The sequence below is a fragment of the Treponema ruminis genome (assembly GCF_014201975.1).
Lineage (GTDB): Bacteria > Spirochaetota > Spirochaetia > Treponematales > Treponemataceae > Treponema_D > Treponema_D ruminis.
Map to the genome: position 1 here is coordinate 505,087 of NZ_JACHFQ010000001.1, position 18,223 is coordinate 523,309.

At 42.2% G+C, this 18,223-nt stretch carries 19 protein-coding genes; 4 read left to right on the forward strand and 15 right to left on the reverse strand.

Going from position 1 to position 18,223, the window contains the following annotated elements; all coding sequences use genetic code 11:
- Positions 1-188: 188 nt before the first annotated feature.
- The 3 genes from HNP76_RS02050 to HNP76_RS02060 are packed head-to-tail and all read right to left on the reverse strand — an operon-like array spanning position 189 to position 3,086.
- Positions 189-1,637: an NAD(P)(+) transhydrogenase (Re/Si-specific) subunit beta gene (locus HNP76_RS02050; protein ID WP_184656956.1), complete on the reverse strand. Its 1,449-nt coding sequence runs from the start codon at positions 1,635-1,637 to the stop codon at positions 189-191.
- Between the two features lie 13 nt (positions 1,638-1,650).
- Entirely contained in the window at positions 1,651-1,944 is a 294-nt protein-coding gene (locus tag HNP76_RS02055) for an NAD(P) transhydrogenase subunit alpha part 2 (protein WP_002706748.1), read from the reverse strand.
- Between the two features lie 11 nt (positions 1,945-1,955).
- Positions 1,956-3,086 carry an NAD(P) transhydrogenase subunit alpha gene (locus HNP76_RS02060; protein WP_184656958.1) on the reverse strand — a complete coding sequence of 377 codons (1,131 nt, stop codon included), beginning with the start codon at positions 3,084-3,086 and terminating at the stop codon, positions 1,956-1,958.
- Positions 3,087-3,248: 162 nt separating this feature from the next.
- On the opposite strand from HNP76_RS02060, the gene uxaC reads away from it, so the two are divergent.
- The 3 genes from uxaC to HNP76_RS02075 all read left to right on the forward strand — a co-directional run bounded on the left by uxaC (position 3,249) and on the right by HNP76_RS02075 (position 6,118).
- A complete protein-coding gene (gene uxaC, locus HNP76_RS02065) occupies positions 3,249-4,658 on the forward strand; it encodes a glucuronate isomerase (RefSeq protein ID WP_184656960.1) in 1,410 nt (469 codons plus the stop codon).
- A 181-nt stretch (positions 4,659-4,839) separates the two neighbouring features.
- Positions 4,840-5,307, forward strand: a complete 468-nt coding sequence (locus HNP76_RS02070) for a dihydrofolate reductase (RefSeq protein ID WP_184656962.1) — start codon at positions 4,840-4,842, stop codon at positions 5,305-5,307.
- Positions 5,308-5,311: 4 nt separating this feature from the next.
- The gene (locus HNP76_RS02075) at positions 5,312-6,118 is read left to right on the forward strand and encodes a phosphatase PAP2 family protein (protein ID WP_184656963.1); all 807 of its coding nucleotides are present in this window, start codon (positions 5,312-5,314) and stop codon (positions 6,116-6,118) included.
- A 30-nt stretch (positions 6,119-6,148) separates the two neighbouring features.
- Here HNP76_RS02075 and HNP76_RS02080 read toward each other — a convergent pair whose 3' ends face one another.
- Positions 6,149-7,828 carry a DNA adenine methylase gene (locus tag HNP76_RS02080; RefSeq protein WP_184656965.1) on the reverse strand — a complete coding sequence of 560 codons (1,680 nt, stop codon included), beginning with the start codon at positions 7,826-7,828 and terminating at the stop codon, positions 6,149-6,151.
- A gap of 92 nt (positions 7,829-7,920) precedes the next feature.
- Between HNP76_RS02080 and HNP76_RS02085 the strand changes: the two genes are divergently transcribed.
- Positions 7,921-9,114 (forward strand): lipoprotein N-acyltransferase Lnb domain-containing protein, encoded by a 1,194-nt coding sequence (locus tag HNP76_RS02085; RefSeq protein WP_184656967.1) that lies wholly within the window; start codon positions 7,921-7,923, stop codon positions 9,112-9,114.
- A gap of 5 nt (positions 9,115-9,119) precedes the next feature.
- Here HNP76_RS02085 and HNP76_RS14425 read toward each other — a convergent pair whose 3' ends face one another.
- The 11 genes from HNP76_RS14425 to dnaN all read right to left on the reverse strand — a co-directional run bounded on the left by HNP76_RS14425 (position 9,120) and on the right by dnaN (position 17,993).
- Entirely contained in the window at positions 9,120-10,151 is a 1,032-nt protein-coding gene (locus HNP76_RS14425) for a peptidylprolyl isomerase (RefSeq protein ID WP_184656969.1), read from the reverse strand.
- A 33-nt stretch (positions 10,152-10,184) separates the two neighbouring features.
- The gene (locus HNP76_RS02095) at positions 10,185-10,961 is read right to left on the reverse strand and encodes a DUF6675 family protein (protein ID WP_184656971.1); all 777 of its coding nucleotides are present in this window, start codon (positions 10,959-10,961) and stop codon (positions 10,185-10,187) included.
- 69 nt (positions 10,962-11,030) lie between these two features.
- Entirely contained in the window at positions 11,031-11,735 is a 705-nt protein-coding gene (gene jag / locus HNP76_RS02100; protein ID WP_184656973.1) for an RNA-binding cell elongation regulator Jag/EloR, read from the reverse strand.
- A gap of 17 nt (positions 11,736-11,752) precedes the next feature.
- Positions 11,753-13,576: a membrane protein insertase YidC gene (gene yidC, locus HNP76_RS02105; RefSeq protein WP_184656975.1), complete on the reverse strand. Its 1,824-nt coding sequence runs from the start codon at positions 13,574-13,576 to the stop codon at positions 11,753-11,755.
- A gap of 53 nt (positions 13,577-13,629) precedes the next feature.
- A complete protein-coding gene (gene yidD / locus HNP76_RS02110; RefSeq protein WP_184656977.1) occupies positions 13,630-13,851 on the reverse strand; it encodes a membrane protein insertion efficiency factor YidD in 222 nt (73 codons plus the stop codon).
- On the reverse strand, positions 13,848-14,201 hold the full coding sequence (gene rnpA, locus HNP76_RS02115; RefSeq protein ID WP_184656979.1) for a ribonuclease P protein component: 354 nt from the start codon (positions 14,199-14,201) through the stop codon (positions 13,848-13,850). Before rnpA ends, yidD begins: the two co-directional genes overlap by 4 nt.
- A 25-nt stretch (positions 14,202-14,226) precedes the next feature.
- Positions 14,227-14,382 carry a 50S ribosomal protein L34 gene (gene rpmH, locus HNP76_RS02120; protein WP_184656981.1) on the reverse strand — a complete coding sequence of 52 codons (156 nt, stop codon included), beginning with the start codon at positions 14,380-14,382 and terminating at the stop codon, positions 14,227-14,229.
- 119 nt (positions 14,383-14,501) lie between these two features.
- Complete coding sequence (locus HNP76_RS02125; RefSeq protein WP_184656983.1) at positions 14,502-15,080, reverse strand: DciA family protein; 579 nt, start codon at positions 15,078-15,080, stop codon at positions 14,502-14,504.
- A 28-nt stretch (positions 15,081-15,108) separates the two neighbouring features.
- Positions 15,109-15,747 carry a YoaK family protein gene (locus HNP76_RS02130; protein WP_184656984.1) on the reverse strand — a complete coding sequence of 213 codons (639 nt, stop codon included), beginning with the start codon at positions 15,745-15,747 and terminating at the stop codon, positions 15,109-15,111.
- A 38-nt stretch (positions 15,748-15,785) separates the two neighbouring features.
- A complete protein-coding gene (gene recF / locus HNP76_RS02135; RefSeq protein WP_184656986.1) occupies positions 15,786-16,880 on the reverse strand; it encodes a DNA replication/repair protein RecF in 1,095 nt (364 codons plus the stop codon).
- Positions 16,881-17,993, reverse strand: a complete 1,113-nt coding sequence (gene dnaN, locus HNP76_RS02140; RefSeq protein WP_184656988.1) for a DNA polymerase III subunit beta — start codon at positions 17,991-17,993, stop codon at positions 16,881-16,883.
- Between the last annotated feature and the right edge of the window lie 230 nt (positions 17,994-18,223).

Genomic DNA, 18,223 nt, shown 5'->3' on the forward strand with positions numbered 1-18,223 from the left:
CATAGTTTTAAGATTTTGGGTAAAAAATTATATAGAAGCAAAAAAAAGCCAGCCACACCCAAAGGCACGACTGGCGTTCGTTTTATGAAAAATCTGCGGGCACAGATGCCCGCAAAAAGCAAGGACAGAAATCTTTGATTTCCGTGCAGGAAAACTAATGACAGGAGGTCATTAGTTTTCCGCAATTACTACTCATTAAACTCACTTACGAGAGCTGAGACTGTAGCCTTAGCATCTCCGTAAATCATTACAGTATTGTCGTTTGTGAAGAGTGGGTTCTCTACGCCAGAGAAGCCTGTACCCTTACCACGCTTCAATACGAATACTGTGCGTGCTTCGTGAGCGTTAACGATTGGCATACCGTAGAGTGGTGAAGACTCATCGTTGATAGCGTCTGGGTTAACAACGTCGTTTGCACCGATAACGATTGCAACATCAACATTGCTCATCTGTGGGTTCATCTCGTCAGCTGTTTTGAGCTGCTCATATGGAACATTTGCCTCAGCAAGCAATACGTTCATGTGTCCTGGCATACGACCTGCAACCGGGTGGATTGCGAAGTTTACTTCTGCACCGTTCTCTTCAAGCTTGTCGCAAAGCTCTTTTACAGCGTGCTGAGCCTGAGCTACAGCCATACCATAACCTGGAACGAATACAACGTTCTTTGCAGCCTCGAGAATCATGTAAGCATCCTCGACAGACATAGATTTTGGCTCTTTTGCAGGACCATTTGCGCCCTTCTTCTTCTGACCGCCGAAGCTCTTGAAGAGGAGGGAACCGAATGTGCGGTTCATAGCCTTACACATAATCAATGTAAGGATGAGACCAGAAGCACCTACGAGACATCCAGAAACTACAAGTACAGTGTTGTTGATTGCGAAACCTGCGAAAGCGGCAGCCAAACCAGACAAAGCATTCAAGAATGAGATAATAACCGGCATATCACCACCACCGATTGGGATAACCATTGTGAAGCCCAAAAGGAGGAAGATTGCTGTTGAAGCGATGATTGCGTATTTCTCGATTTCTGCGCATCCGAGTGGATTGTCAGAAGTCAAGAAAGCGTAAGCGATGATTGAAACAAGACCGAGAACGCACAAAACGCCGTTTACAGCGTTCTTAGCAGGAATTACCCAGCCTTTGAAAGTCATTTTTCCACTCAATTTGCCCCAAGCAACCAAAGAACCTGTGAATGCAACAGCACCGATTGCGATTGTAAGGCCGAGTGAAACTGCTGTGAAATAGTCACCTTTCTCTGCAGCGATGTACTGAGTCAAAGCAACGAGAAGTGAAGAAAGACCACCGAAACCGTTGAACAAAGCAACGAGCTCTGGCATACCAGTCATCTGAACTTTCTTAGACCAGATAGCACCGATGATTGTACCAATCAAAACAGCTACGATAATCCAGCAGTAGCCGTTTGCCAAAAGCGGGTTTCCGCCCCATGCACCAGCGTCAGAAGCAAATGCGCTCATAACGTCTTTCTGGATAAGAACTGTGACACAAGCAATCAACATACCGACCGCTGAATATGCGTTACCCTTGCGGGCTGTATCAGTCTTTCCGAGCAATTTGATACCACGGATGAAGAAGATACATGAAACCATGTAAAGAATTTTAATAGCTATATCAGACATTTCTCAGCACCTCTTATTTCTTAGAGTCCTTTTTCTTGAACATACCAAGCATTCGGTCTGTTACCATGTAACCACCGATTACGTTGATAGTAGCAAAAACAATAGCGAGGAAGCCGAGAACAGCTCCGACCTTTCCACCGATTTTAACGGCTGCTGCTGTGATAGAAATAGCACCAACAACAGTGATACCAGAAATAGCGTTAGTTCCTGACATCAACGGTGTATGAAGCTGTGAAGGAACTTTTGCAATCAACTCCAATCCAAGGAAGGCAGCGATTACAAATACGAAAATAAGCATTATATCCATTTTAAATCTCCTTATGCCTTGAAGCGCTCGTGGATGATCTGTCCACCCTGAGTCAAGAGACAACCCTTCATGATGTCATCTTCCATGTTGACATTGAACTCTTTTGCTTCTTTGTTGTAGAAACCAGCGTGTGTGAGGAAAGCTGTGATGTTTCCAGAGAACATCTTTGAAGCATCATACGGAACCTGTCGCTCGAGCAAATCACCAGACATGATTGTAACGCCGTTTTCTGTAACAACGTTTTCGAAGAGCTTAGAACCCTCAACGTTTCCGCCTGTTGAACAAGCCATATCGACTACGATTGAGCCTGGCATCATGCGGTCAAGAACGTTCTTTTCGATAAGGCGTGGAGCCTTGCGACCAAATACTTTTGCAGTTGTAATGACGATGTTTGCTTTTTCACAAACTTTAGCCTGAGCTTCCTTCTGTTTTGCAATCTGCTCAGGAGTAAGCTCTTTTGCGTATCCCTGTGCAGTCTGACCCATTTCACCGAGGTCAATCTTAACGAATGAAGCACCGAGTGATTTAACCTGCTCTTCAACGACCGGACGAGTATCGAAAGCGTCAACACGTGCGCCCAAACGTTTTGCAGTAGCGATTGCCTGAAGACCGGCAACACCGACACCAATAATGAAAACGCGAGCCGGGTTGATTGTACCAGCCGGAGTAACCATCATAGGAAGGATTTTAGGAAGTTTAGCAGCTGCATTTACGACAGCAACGTAACCTGCCAAAGAAGTCTGTGATGACTGAACATCCATCTTCTGAGCAAGTGTTGAACGTGGAATCATTTCAAGAGAAACAGCCTGGATTCCCTGTGCAGCAAATTTATTAAGGAGTTCTTTTTCGTTGAACGGATCCATGTAGCTGAGATGCAATGTGTCTTTTTTGATTCCGTCAATTGACTCTGGCTTCATGATACGAACGATAATTTCTGAATCGTCGTATGCATCTTCTTCTTTTGCAACGATTGAAGCACCAGCTGTTTTGTAAGCTTCATCGCTGAACCCGCTCTTCAAACCTGCTCCAGAAACGACTTTGAATTCAAAGCCCATAGAAACAAGTTTTTTAATGTCATCAGGAATGAGGGCAACACGTGTTTCGCGCTCGTCCTTTTCCTTGCAGACCAAAACTTTCTTCATTTTTGAAAGCCTCCTATTTTATTAAATAGCTAAACATTAGCTAAAAAATCTCTTTATTATACAAGAAATGTGCAGAATTTAACATCACTTTTTCAAGTTTTTCACGCTAAAATAATTAGATTTTTCTATATTTATAGAAGATTTTTACCTTGGAGAACGCAAATGAAAAAATTCATGGACAAAGATTTTCTTCTCGAGACTAAAACTGCTCAGAAGTTGTTTGAGGCTTGCAAAAACGAACCTCTCTGGGACTATCACTGTCACCTCATTCCTGCTCAGATTGCAGAGAACAAAAAATTCAAGAATCTCACAGAAATCTGGCTTGGCGGCGACCATTACAAATGGCGACAGATGCGTACTTACGGCGTAACCGAGGACTACATCACTGGCGACAAACCTGACTACGAAAAATTCCTCAAATGGGCAGAGACAATCGAACATCTTATCGGAAACCCTCTCTACCATTGGACACACCTTGAGCTTCAGCGATACTTCGGAATCGACGAGCCGCTCACAGTAAAAACAGCTCCTGCAATCTGGGAAAAAGCAAACAAAATGCTCCAGAGCGACGAGCTTTCAGTAAAAGGAATTTTCGAAAAATTCCACGTTTACGCTGTCGGAACAACAGACGACCCGATTGATTCCCTCGAATACCACAAGGCCATCGCAGCCGGAACAGCACCAATCGGAAAAATCGCAACAAAAGTCCGCCCGTCTTACCGCCCGGACAAAGCAATCAACATCAATCTTCCAACATACAAAGACTATATCGCAAAACTGAGCAAAGTAAGCGGAATTGCAATCAAAACTTCTGATGATGTAATCAAAGCTCTTATCAAACGCCTTGATTTCTTCATTGAGAACGGATGCCGCGCTTCTGACCACGCTCTTGAATATCCTCCTTGCAAAATCGACACAGATGCAAACATCGATGCAGTCGTAACACGCGCTTTGAACGGCGAAGTAATCTCAGAATGTGAGGCAGAAGCTTACAAGACAAAGATTCTCGTTGCCCTCGGCCGTGCATACGAAGAGCGTGGAATCGTTCAGCAGTGGCACATGAACGCAATCCGCGACAACAACAAGGCAATGTTCAAAAAACTCGGCCCGGACACAGGTTTCGACGGCAGCCACGACAAACCAATGGCAGAGAACCTTGCTGGCCTCATGAATCTCATCGAAGAGAAGGGCGGAATGCCAAAAACAATCCTCTACACCCTCAACCCAAAAGATTACTACTCAATCGGAACAATCATGGGCTGTTTCCAGGGCGGCGGAATCAAAGGCAAAATCCAGCTCGGTTCAGGCTGGTGGTTCTGCGATCACAAGGACGGTATGGAACAGCAGATTAAGGTTCTCGGTAACCTCGGCATGATTCCTGCATTCGTAGGTATGCTCACAGACAGCCGAAGCTTCCTCTCATACTCACGCCACGAATATTTCCGCAGAATCCTCTGTAACGTAATCGGCGGCTGGGTAGAAAACGGCGAATATCCTGCTGACATGGACACTCTGATTCAGATTGTAAAGGACATCAGCTTCGGAAACGCATTGAACTACTTCGGAAAATAAATTCGGGCACATCCCTGCCTTTCGGCAGGGGCGGGCTTTACGCACTTCCGCTGGACGCTCGAGCGCTTTCGTTTTTGCGCTCGTTTCCATTGCCTTACGGCAACGCCTCCGGCGGTGCTCCAATCCCTTGTGCGAAAATCAAGGGATTCCTTTCTCAGCGGCAGTATGATATATTCTAATCATGATTTCCCTGATTGTCGCTTACTCCAAAAATCGTGTAATCGGTTCCAATGGCAAAATTCCCTGGAAAATCGAGGGAGAGCAGGGCCGTTTCCGCGAACTTACTACAGGAAATACCGTCATAATGGGCCGGAAAACTTTTGAAGAAATCGGCCGTCCCCTCCCAAACAGAAAAACAATCGTCGTTTCAAAAACAAAGAATTTTGACTCAGAAAATTGCAAGACAGCCCGCAGCCTGAAAGAAGCAATTGAACTTGCCGGTCAAGAAGACATCTTCATCTCAGGCGGTCAGAAATTATACGAAGAAGCCCTTCCTCTGGTGGAAAAAATGTATATCACTGAAGTCGAACTTGACTGCCCGGGCGATGTTTTTTTTCCCATTTTTGACGAAAGCCTCTTTTATAAGGAAATTGTTGCCAGACATGATGGCAAAATTCCCTACACTTATGTAACATATACCAGGAAATAAAACTATGAAAAAACTTTTGAAATTCACCCTTTGTTCTTTTCTTCTGACTTTTTTGATTCAGCCTATACTCTCTGCTGAAAATTCGCCCTTCAAGCTCGACCCGATAAAGGACGGCATTCTTTTTGGAAGCGGAGTTTTGCTTTCAGGCGGAGACTTGCTTTTGGACAATGTTTTAAAAGTCAACCGCCAGGAATACAAGGGAAAGATTTACGACAAGGATGACGTCAATGCCTTTGACCGACCCTTCATGAATTCTTACTCACATTCCAGGGATAAGGCAGCGGATTTTTTGCTTGCCGCCACAATGGCAACACCTGGTCTTCTTGTTTTCACGGATCAAAGCGAATGGATTACAGAAGCCGCAATGTACGCTGAAACACTTTTAATCGCTAACGGAATCAAGGAAATGATAAAACTTGCCGTCACCCGACCTCGGCCATACATGTATTACGACCCGAGCACTTTCCCGGAAGACGACATAGACGAGGGTGACTGGGCAAATTCCTTCCCGTCAGGACATTCGACCATAGCTTTTGCCAGCGCGACCTTTACCAGCTACACCTTCTCAAAATATTTTCCGGAATCAAAATGGCGGATTCCTGTCACAGCCGGAGCTTATTCAATGGCAATCGGAGTTGTGGCTTTAAGGCTTTCAAGCGGAAATCACTTCATGACCGACGTTTTAGCCGGTGCCACAATCGGAGGCCTTTCAGGATTTTTGGTTCCCTGGCTTCACACCTTCAATCAAAAGCACGACGTAAACCTTGCCTTGCTCGGCAACGGATTTTCTGTAAGCCTGGCTTTAAACTAAAACTAATTACCGCTCGTTAGTCATAATCTACTAACTAACGTTCATTCTTATTTCGGCAACTTCTTTAATTCTAAAGATTTTGTCTGAAATCAGCTGGTACAAGTCTGCCTTGCTCTCTGCAAGACTCTCAATCTTTGCCAGCCAGATTTTAAATGATTCTTCATTTTTTCTGTTTGCAAGTTTATTCAGGGCAATAGGAATCTGTTTAATTAACGAACGTTTGTCAGAATTATCCCATTCCAGGCGCAGCAGTATTTCCTCAAGTTCTTCTTCCTTTGTCTGACAAATACCTAACGATAGTTTGTCATAAAATCTCTCAAGATTTTCGTATTCAAGCTTATCGAAGTCTTCAGGAATTTCGAGAGTAAAAAAGTCCTTGCTCGTAATTTCAAGTCCTTCAATCACAAATTTCTTTTCATCCTCGAAAACCTTGTCCGCAAGATTCATCAGCTTTTCATACGAATATTTCTGCTTAAAAAGAAGCAGGGCCTTCTTGCGCTTGAGGATAAAATCAATTTCCCGGACTGATTCTTCGTCACTTTTCCGGCTAGTGTCGATACTCAGGATAAATTCGATGTTGCTATTCTGCCTCTTGTTGCTCTGCTTTCCGCCGCGGTAGGTCGTGTACTCATTAGTCACCAGAGAAAGTCTTCCGCGCCTTGTACAGATTTCCCTCATCTTTTCAAAAGGAATGATTCCGTCAGTGCTGTAGCTAATGAAAATAAAGCGGGCATCAAGATTCATAATCAGGTCTTCAAAAGACTTTTCTGCACTGTCACGGTAGCAGTAATCAGAGCGGGTATTAACCCAGTCCTCACGAATCGCAGCCTTTCTTTTTAAGATTCCCTTTGCATTCAAATCGAGGGGGGCAGGAATTTTGTCCCATTTAGCGATTGTATTCAATAAATGATAATTACTTCCATACTGATGCTGATTATAGGGCGGATCCAGATAGGCTATGTCGATTCCCTTGACCTTCCGAGCAAGTTCGTTGGCATTTTCCTGAAAAACATGGACAGGAGCCTTTGAATCAATCAGAACAGGGTAATGCAGCTCGATTTTCTTCATAATACGGCTGAGGGCATCCTTTCCATGTCCGCCAAATTCCTTGTGAAAGGCCTTAAAAACGCCGGAAGTATTTGTGTGGGTCGCACCCTCATAAAGCAAGATTGCCAGAAGAAGATAGAAAATCTTTTCACTGCAGCCACTTTTCTTCTGAACTGATTTAGAATAATTTTCTTCTATAAAGTTACGGATTTTATCGATTGCAAGGGCATTTTCCCGCGTGTAAAAAAGCCTTTCCGTCTTGTAATCAGCCTGCTCAACATCAAATTCCTTGGGAGCATAATATTTTGCGATATACTGATTTTCTTCGTCCGCTGCAGGTAGGGAATTGATTTTATCAAGAAGGGCCTCAAATTCCTGACGGCTGCCGAAGATCTCCTCGATTTCTGACTCATTGAAATTCAAAAATCCCTGATTTAAAACGTAGGAATAATATTCCCAGTCATTTGCAAAAACTTCCATTCCCAAAAACTTGGCAAAACGGGCGACAACACCGCTTCCCGAAAAAACGTCAAAAAATTTTACATTTTCATCGGGCAAAATTCCGGCATTTTCGATGGCCTTATAAATCAAGGGGAGAAGTTTGCGTTTGTTTCCGATGTAAGCAATAATCTGCTCAGTGAGGTAGGGAGAATTAAATTCCATTTTACAATTTATAAATTCTACCATTTTACGAATTCTCTAGCAATACAGCGAATTTTAGCATAAAATAGAATAATCATAAATTTCAAATAAAAATGTTTTTTCTGAGATTAAAGACCAAAGCAAACATAAAAAAATTTTTTCTCGTCATTACTTTTTTTCTGATTTCTCTTGCCGCCTCTTTTTCACAAGAATTTCCGGAAAAGCTCTCTGAAAAGGCAAAAATATCTCTCATTTCAGTCGATTACCAGGATCTTTCGCACTCACTTTTTTCAAAAAGCTGCCTGCGTATTTACGACAAGGAAAACCAGTTCGACACTCTGATTGACTTTGCCCATTTCGATGATTTTGAAGACACCTTCTTCGGGCTCAAATTCTTCTTTGAGGATAAAAAGGCCTTCATAAAAAGCTATGATTTTTTTAAATTCTTCCTTGCCCAGAGCCAGCAGAAAAATACCTCAATCACTGAAATTTCGCTGGACCTCACGCCCAAAGAAATCGCCTACATCTATAACTTTATCCGAATAATTCTAAAAGCCCTTCCTGATTACAGCTACGATTTTGATATCCTCACAAACAACTCGGAGAGTCACATTTCACAGATTCTGCACGATTGCTACCGAATGGTAGGCTCAACTTCCAGCAGAGACCGATATTCATTTTCAGGCCTGACAAAGCACAAACTGAATTATAAACGAATTAACGGTAGTTTTGTTTTACTGGCAGAAAAAGAATCAATTGAACTGCAAAACCAAAGTCACTTTTCCAACAATCAGAAAAACTTAATTATCTTTCTGATTATCGTCTCTTCGATTTTCTTTATTGTCACAGTCTACCAAGTGTTAGTCTATTATTTTGAAAAGCTGCATATAGTTTCAATCTACAAAAGCATGCAGATTTTTGATTTTACTCTTCTTTTTTCAAGCGGACTTTCAGGATTCTTTATTATTTTTATGAATTTGTCTTCCGATCAGGCGATTCTCCAAAACAATTTTGAATATCTCTATCTTTTCCCCTTGAATGTAGCCGCTGCCTTTTCAGTTTTTAAGCCGCTTTTTCCTCGGAAAATCGAAAATACCTATTGGTCAACTGCTTTAATTTTGTCGGAAATTTATATCGTAATTATGTGGGTTATGGAAAGTAAATTCCCAGTGATTAATGCACTCTTTGTCCTGCCGCTTTTTCTGCGGATTGCCTATTATTATTTTATTACCCTGGGACTAAAAGAAGGACAAAGGTTCAAGCCCTATGTCCTTCTTATAAGATTTTTGGATTATATCAGTTCCTAAGATTCTTATTTTGCGCTCTTCAAGAGAACGTCGAATGCAATGTAAGCACCGCCTGGGATTCCAGCCTGTGGAACACCGCGTGAACCATAAGCAAGCTCCGGCGGAATTACGATTTTTCGTGTTTCACCGACTTTCATATCCTGAACCATGATGTCAAATCCAGGAATCATCTGGCCGCCGTCAGTCTTGAAAGAAAGACCTTCGTGAGCGCCCTTAATCATTCCTGCAGAAGCGTCGAAAATCTGTCCATCCTGCAAATAGCCCTTGTACTCAACAAATACGTTCTTGCCTTTGCCGACTTTGCTTCCAGAACCTTCTTTAAGAATCTTGTAGTAAATTCCTTTTGGATCTTTTTCACAGCCCTCGATGAAAGCAGCCATTTTCTTTGCTTTTGCTTCTTCGTTAGCCTTTTTAACTTCTTCGCTGAGCTTGTTAAAATCAGCCTGTGTAGCTGTGAACTTTTCAGCGTCTGCACCCTGACGAATGATAGTTAATTTTACAATCTTATCGCCCTGCTGAACTTTATTTACTATATCCTGACTGTCTGAATTTACAACCTGACCGAAAATTGTATGCTTTCCGTTGAGCCAGTCTGTTGGAACGTGAGTGATAAAGAACTGACTACCGTTAGTTCCCGGACCTGCATTTGCCATAGCAAGATAACCAGGTTTGTCGAACTTCAAGTCATCACGACATTCATCAGCAAATCGGTAGCCTGGACCGCCACGGCCTGTACCCTCAGGATCACCACCCTGAATCATGAAATCAGCGATAACACGATGGAATGTGAGTCCGTCGTAGAAATGCTTTCCATTTGCGTCATCAAGAGTGCCTTCTGCCAGACCGACAAAGTTTGTTACTGTGAGCGGTGTTTTTTTGTAGAAAAGCTCAAGTACGATAGAACCTTTGCTTGTCTCCATGATTGCAAAAAGGCCGTCTTTTCCTTTGATTGCGCTTAATTCTTTGTCCATTGGTTTACATCCTCCAAAAGCTATTGCGAACAAGCCGAAGACTGCCGCAAATATTGTTTTTTTCATTTTATTCTCCTACCTTTGAGATTTTAAAATATATCATTTTTTGCCCATTTCAGCAACGAACCACTTGTAAATCGAATCCACGCGAGCGTTGAAAGAATCAATCATCTTGTTTTCCAGCATTGCGATTCGAGGGTAGTAGGCCTGAACCATCAGATAAACAAGGAAATGATCTCCCTCGTCAACAACGACCAGATTAATCTTTACGTTATGAGCCTTGGCAGCTGTAATCGGCCCGAACTTAAACGGCTCAAAATTATCAAAGCAAACGCTGACCTCATTTGCCCGCTCGTGATATTCCAGCTTGTAATAGCACTCGCCGAAAGAATTGTCATCCTGCATACAGTAAAGAATTTTACCTTCAGCGCTTCCTTCCGTTTCATCAGGAATTTTTTTCTTTTCGTCCGGAGATTTTACGAGATATGCCTCGTGATAAAGGGTTTCCCACTTTTTGTGGCGGTTTGAATAATATTCCGTGCCCTTCATCGTGGAAATCGAACGGATAACCTTTGAAACTTTCGTAATATTAATGGAAGAAAGATCTTCATTTACTAAGCCCAAAGTTTTTTTGTCGAGATAGAAAATCTTTTCAGTAGTGAGCCGGGGTTTTTCGCCATTATCCCAGTGATTGATTGCAAGTGAAGAAAGTTCCGTTTTAGGGAGAAGAGAAAGTTCAACAGGGGCCTCGTTTAGAAAAACATTCTGGATCTCGCCCTCAGACTTAACTCTTTCAAGAAGGGTAGGGGAGATGCTCTGCGCGTTCAATCCAAATGCAAGAAGAGCAGTCTCTAAAAATAAAAATAATTTCTTCATATAAATATAATGATTTGAAAATCCCTCAGTTACAAAAAACACCGGCCATTTTAGCCGGTGCTGCATTTTTTAGTAAGCGCCTTTGTAAATAACTCGTACCTGTTTGTACAAGCCTTCGCCTTCGCTCTTTGTCTCGATGTCTGCGAAATCATTGAGCGTTGTGTGAATCAATCGTCGCTCGAACGGATTCATCGGCTCAAGAAGAATTGAAGTTCTCTTTGTGCGTACTTTGTCAGCTGTTGTGTAAGCGAGGTGAACAAGATTTTCCTCACGGCGTACACGGTAGTTTTCTGTGTCGAGGATTACGCGGACATCTTCACGACCGAGGTGACCTGCATAAACGTTTGCAAGAAGCTGGAGAGCGTCGAGGTTCTTTCCCTTGCGTCCGATGAGGATTGAAGAGCTTTCTGAGCTGAGCTTGAGCCCGATTTTCTTTTCTTCACGGAACATGATTTCAACACTTGCCTCATAACCCATTTTTGCGATTACTTCTGAAACAAATGTTGTGAGTTTCTGCTCGAACTCGTCCTGTGGAATTGGATTTCCCATAACGCGTTTTGCAGTCTCAACCGGTGAATCATTGTCGTCGTCATATTTTACGCCAGGTGTAGCCTCGTCTGTGTGAACACGGATTTTAACGTAACCGGCTTTGAACAATGTCTTTTTCTGTGTTTCGATGATTTCAACGTCGAACTGATCGCTTTCAAGACCAAGCTCGATAGTTGCCTTTTCAATAGCGTCTTTTTCGGTTTTGCCCTCAAATTCGTAAGTCATATATTTCTCCTTGTGGATTATTTTCGTTTTTTATTCTGAACGAGCTTCAATTTTGGCTCGTCCTTTTTGTTCTTCATCATTTTGTTGATGACAATCTGCTGTCCAAGCTGGAAGATGTTTGAAACTGTCCAGTAAAGAAGCAATCCGGCAGGTGCATTATAGAAGAGAAAGAAGAACATAATCGGCATACCGTACATCATCATCTTCATCTGAGCTCCGGTTGAGCCTGTAGCTGTTCCGCCGTTGCCAGTGATTTTTCCGAACAAAAGCTGAGAAATTACATAAATTACCGGCAAGATTCGAATCTGGTTCCAGCCGAGGATTGGAAGGCCATGTTCGAATACAGGACCTACACGATCGCCCTGAGAAAGATCCTCAATCCAACCACTGATAAATGAAGCTCCGCGGAACTCAAAGTAGTTGTTGAAGAGGTTGTACATAGCGAACAAGATTACGAACTGGAAAATCATTGGCAGACAGCCGCTCATCGGGTTGTAGCCAATTTCCTTGTACATTTTTGCAGTTTCCATCTGGAGTTTCTGCGGGTCGCCCTTGTATTTTGCCTGAAGTTCCTGCATTTTCGGCTGGAATTTCTGCATTTTCTGAGTGCCTTCCAGGCTCTTCTTTGTGAGTGGGAAGAGAGCCATTTTAAGGATAATCGTTACAATAATGATTGAAACGCCCCAGTTGTGAACGACTTTGTTGATGTTCTCCAAAAGGAATTTAAGTACGACTTCGAGCCAGTAAAGGAAGCCTGAAGTCTGAAGGCTTTCGTTGAAGTGAACTCCGCTCAAGCCCCATTCATTTTTGTCCTCAGAAACATAATTCTTAAGTTCTGATTCATTGCGTGGACCAGCGTAGATGTAATATGTGTCGTTTGTTTCTTTTTTGTCAGTTGGTTTTCGGGTCATTTTGACCTGTGCGTTAGTTGCATCGCCAACTTCGATTTCAGAGTTGTAAACGACTGTGCTGGACATTGAAGTTTTGTTTTCCGGGTAAACAATGAACTCGAAGTATTTTCCGGCCATTGCAGTCCACATCCAGTCACGCTCATAATTCTTTGTCTGTTTTGAGCCGAGACGTGTCTTTTTTGCCTTTTCGCCGTTGAAAGAAACAAGCTCGCGGTACTCGTAGCGGTCCATTTTTGGATTGAATTTCGGGCCGACCTGTGGAGCTGTTCGGAGTGTGTAAGCAGCACCGCCAACATCAAGTCCCTTGAAATTCTCGTCGCCGTCGATTGTTACTTCAAGCTTGAATGTGTAATCGTTTGGTTTGAAAGTGTATTTTTTTACAAGGGTGAATTCGCTCTCTGAGCCGTCTGCATTTTTTGAAGTAAATTTTTTGAAGAAGCCGATTGAATAGTCGTCAAGTTTTTTTGCGTTGAAAATGTCATCGATGATTGGGCGGGTAGCGCCACCAAGTGAAAGACCGAAAGCCCGGTTTCTGTCAGAAAGGTTTTCGATAAGCTCAACGCCCTTTCCTGTATCTGCATCACGGTTTTTAAGTGCCCCGCGATCATCTTTTTCGATAAGCTCGTAGCTTACGATATCACCGCCACGGTTTGTGAAAGTAACTGCTACTTTGTTTGTAGTGATGGTGAATTTTTCTTCAGAAAGGCTTTCTGAATCAGAAAGTTCTGAAACGATTGAAAGGTTTTCTTCGATAGAAGAATCCTGTTTTTCTGACTCGCCGGTTGCCTGATTCTCTACGACCTCAGTTGTCTGCTCGGTCTGAGCCTGCTGCTCCTGAGGCTTTGGCGGGAACAAAATAGTCTGTGCCGCAAAGAATCCGACAAGAACGACAGTCGAAAGGCCGATAGCCCATACGGTATTTTTTTCCATTATAAAACATCCTGATGCCAATTAATGGCAGTAATTTTCGCTGTTAATGATTTTCACGGAACCGGATCGTAACCGCCTGGATGAAAAGGAGTGCATTTTAAAATTCGTTTTGTCGAAAGATACATTCCCTTGATCGGGCCATGCTTTTGCAAGGCTTCCAAAGCATAAGCCGAGCATGAAGGATAAAACCTGCAGCAAGGTGCTTTGAGTGGAGAGATGAACTTTCGGTAAAAGCGAATCGGTAGACATAAAATGAATACGAGTGCGTTCTTCATTCTTTGACTAAACCAGCTTTTTCACACAATGTACGAAATTGAACACACCGCGTGCTGAACGAGTCTTTCTCGGAAGGGGGATATACCAGAAAAAGTATATCATATCCGGTGTTCAGGTGTGCTTTAAAATTACGATAGGTTTCGCGACTGAATCGTTTGGCACGATTGCGCTGAACTGCATTGCCAAAACCGCGGGGAAGGGGAAAGCCAATCCGGTTGAAATTCATACCGTTTGGAAGAAAGAAAAGTTTTGCTCCCGCTGTACTCGCCCTTTTCCCGTTTTTGAACAGGTTTTTAAAATCATTAGGTCTTTTTATATGCTCGTCGCGTGTAAAACCTGCTGATTTCATAAAACCTGCCTCTTAGAAATAAGAATTAGTATTTTTTGTGCTCGTCACAAACTGAGAGCTTCTTGCGGCCCTTTGCTCTTCGGCGAGCGAGAACCATGCGACCACCGCGAGTTGCCATGCGAGCGCGGAATCCGAATTTTCTGTTTCTTTTAACTTTACTTGGCTGGTATGTTCGTTTCATAGAACATTCTCCTTATTCTGTTGGGGGTAACCCTAAATTTTGATAAAAAATTTGAGCAATTTTGCAAGAACTTCCTCTATCCTCGCAAAAATTTGGTAGTGGCAAATAGTTTAACAAATTTACTTGCTGTCGGTCAATATATCAGCCTTTAAGCGGTCAAGAATTTGCCTTAAATTTTGAGGAATTTCTTTATTTTGAGTGGAATTTTTTGAATTCTCGCCGTCCTGAGACTGAGAATTTTCAAGATTTTTATTCTTTTCATCAAATTCCTGAATAACCTTTTCTTCTTTTTGGATTCTTTCTTCGATATTGCTGCGGATTTTTTCTTCCTTCATCTGAGAATGAAGCTCGACGTTAGATCCACGAAGACGGAAAGCCAGCGATGATATTTTTACATCGGGAACGCCTCTCTTGAGTCCGTTCAGAATGTACTTCTGGTAAATCCGGAAAGTCTGAATCCAGGCAGGATGATCAGCTTCAATCAGAAGAATTCCGTTCTTCAAATCAATTACCCTGGAATGTGAATAAAGATTTATGCCCAGATTTTCTCCGTTCTTTGCATTGGAACGAATAGACTCCAGCGTAAACCGCCATGTTTTGAGAAGCTTATTGTTTTTTTCGACTTCCGCACGCTCGATGTTCGTAAAGGCAGTCATTATCATTTCCTGGGCGGAAATTAAATTATCTTCATTAAACATTAAAAGCTCCTATCAAAAATCAATATTTCTAGTCCCGTGACAAAATCCAGACAACAGCAGCGCATGGCAGAATCACGAACAAAAATCCTGCGTTACCAAAAAATCGCCAGAAAAACCAGCTCAGGGTAAGTCCAAAATGAAAGCAAAAAAGCGTGAGTCCGAAAAATTTTGCTTTAAGCGAATAAGACCTGTCTCCGTTGAAAAAAATTTCCGTCAGTGAAGAAATCAACTGCCTGAAATTATTCGATGAAAAGATAGTGGAGCTTGTAAAACCGTAGGCCCCTTTAAAAGCACACCACTGAAAGGCCATCGCAAAAAAAGTAGGATAGAGATAGACCGTAAGCGGTAAATCCCTGGAAACCGGAAAAAGCCACATCGCAAAGGCAGCAGTTACATCAACAATCATTGCAAGAATTTTTACGTTCGCTTTTGTATGTTTGGGAAGAAAAGTCACGAGAAAAATCGCAAGACCATACAAAAAAGCTCCAAATACGTGAAAAAGAACCGAATGTCCTTCTCCACTGAGCAAGCCCAAAACAATATCAATCAAATTGGTTGTCTGGGCTGAACCCAAGAAATGTGCCACATTGACAATCGGAAATAATCCTAAAAATCCGCCAATGAAGGCAACAATAAAATGTATCTGAGCCTCTCGATTTAAATTCATGCGAAGAGTGTATCATAAAAGCAAGAAAGAATCTAATTTCAGTTCTTTAATTCCCACTTGCCGCCGTCAATTCCATAAATCTTTGTCGTGCTTTTTTTGTAACGTTCATAAGGCTCACCGGGCAAAAATGTACAGAAAAGCTGGTCATAAGCCGGGAGTAGGGTAGTGACAGACTGCCTCTTATCCGGATCAAGTTCCAGCATAACATCGTCCATAAGGAGAATCGGATTTTTCTCGGTAACCTGAGTGTAATAAATGGCCTGGGCAATCCGAAGCAAAATCGCAAGAAGACGGCGCTGACCTGTTGAAGCGTTTGGAACGAAGTTCTTTCCTCCCCGCACGAAGACAATCCTGTCACGGTGGGGTCCGCTCATCGTCGTCTGAATCACCTTGTCCATCTCGCGCTTCTGGGCCAGAACTGAAAGGGCAAAATCCATCGTAACCGGCTGATTTTCCTCAGTCCGCCAGCTGGGAACATATTTTATTGAAACGCCGTCAATTCCCGTAATCTGCTCGTAAAGTTTTCCGAAAATCTGGTTGAATTTGAAAATCGTAGCACTCCGTTTTTTCTGAATCTCAATTCCGTCCTGTGCAAGCTGCTGGTCAAAAATATCCAGCATTTCATATTTTTTTTCTTTGAGAGAAATATTGCGGCTTTTAAGGATTTTCTTGTAACGGCGGTTCAAGTCGATGTAAAGGACGTCGTACATGGAAAGGCACTGGTCTATAAAAAAGCGCTTTTTTTCAGGTTCGCCGGTCGCATAATCCAGATCATCGTGGCAGAAAAGTACGCAGGGCATCGTGTTGATAAGCTCCTTGCGGTCCTTAATTGTCTTGCCGTTCTTTTCAATCCGTTTTTTCTGATTTTCGTAGGTAAAAAAAAGACTGGCCGTATTGCCGTTTTCCTCGCGGTACAAGGTCTTCACGCTGAAAGATTTTTCGCCCTCACGAACAATTTCTGCATCCGAGCGGGTACGAAAGGAATTTCCGTAAGCAGAAAAATAAATCGACTCAAGAAGATTGCTTTTTCCCTGACCGTTTTCTCCGACAAAATAGACCTCCTTTGAAAGAAGGTCTATCGTCTTATTTTCGAGATTGCGATAATTTACATAAGAAACTGAAAGTACCGGCATTTACTCCGCAGACATTGGCATGAGGATGTGGAAGTAATCTGCAGCTGGCTCCGGTCGGAGTGTTACAGCCCTCATTACCTCTGTGAACTCAAATGTGATGTATTCGCTGTTCATAACTTTGAGAGGAGCGTCGATGTGCTTGTAGTTCATTGAAATTGAAACTGACTCACCGTCATACTGACATGGAATTTCTTCTTTTGCATCGCCCAAGTCAGTTGATTTTGAAGTGATTGTAAGAACTCCAGGAGTGAGGTTAAAAATGATTCTTCCTGTCTTATCAATCATGATTGCAATTCGTTTGAGAGCGTCAACAAATTCTGTTTTCAAAACTTTGAAAGAGTGAGCCTGTGTCTCAGGAATTACTCGCGCATAGTTAGGATACTGACCGTCAATCAATGTTGCAGAGAATTCATAGTTTGCAAAGTTGAAGAAAATCATTTTGTCAACGATTGCAACTGAAATCTGACCTTCATCAGAAGCATGTTTTGCAACAACATTGAGAATCTTCGGATGAACGATTGCAGCAGGGAAATCAGCTACACCAGCGAGGACAGATTTTTCTGCATAGGCAAGGCGGCGTCCGTCTGTAGCAACCAGAACAAGCCTGTCTTCCTTTTTTTCAAAATAAACGCCGTTCATGAAGTAGCGGGTTTCGTCGTCACTTACGGCAAAGCTTGTCTGAGTAATCATAGACTTAAGCTCTTTTGCCGGAACTTCAAAGAATGAAACCTTTTCTGCAACAGCGATTTCTGGGAATTTATCCTGAGAAGTGCAGTTGAGCTGATATTTGATTTTTTTTGTTGTATGGCGGATTACTGCTGATACAAGGTTGTCATTGTCTTTAAGAAGGAACTCAATTTCACCCTCTGGAAGAGCAGAAAGAATTCCCATAAATTTGTCACAAAGAACAGTTGTTGAGCCTTCTTCTTCAATATCAACAGGAATTTTTGTCTGAAAATTTACTTTGATGTCAGTTGCCTTAATTGTGAGGGTACCGCCTTCAGCAATCAAAAGAACGTTTGATAGAACTGACAAAGCATTTTTAGTAGAAATAATTTCCTGCGCGATAGAAATTTCATTAATCATCGCGTTTCGGTCAAAAGTAAACTTCATTTTTAACTCCTGTAAACAAATTTCTTGTTCAGTGTTTTTCTATTATAGAAAATTTTTCTTTATTTTTAAAGCGAATTCTTATTTTTTTGAAAAACTTTCCCCAAAAGTTATTTATATTTAAATTTTAAAGAATTTAGTAGTAATAATAATAAGGGATGTGAATTTGTTGAAAAGCATTTTAATTCATTGAAAAACAGAAAATTAGAAAGTTAAAAACTATCTTAAACTTC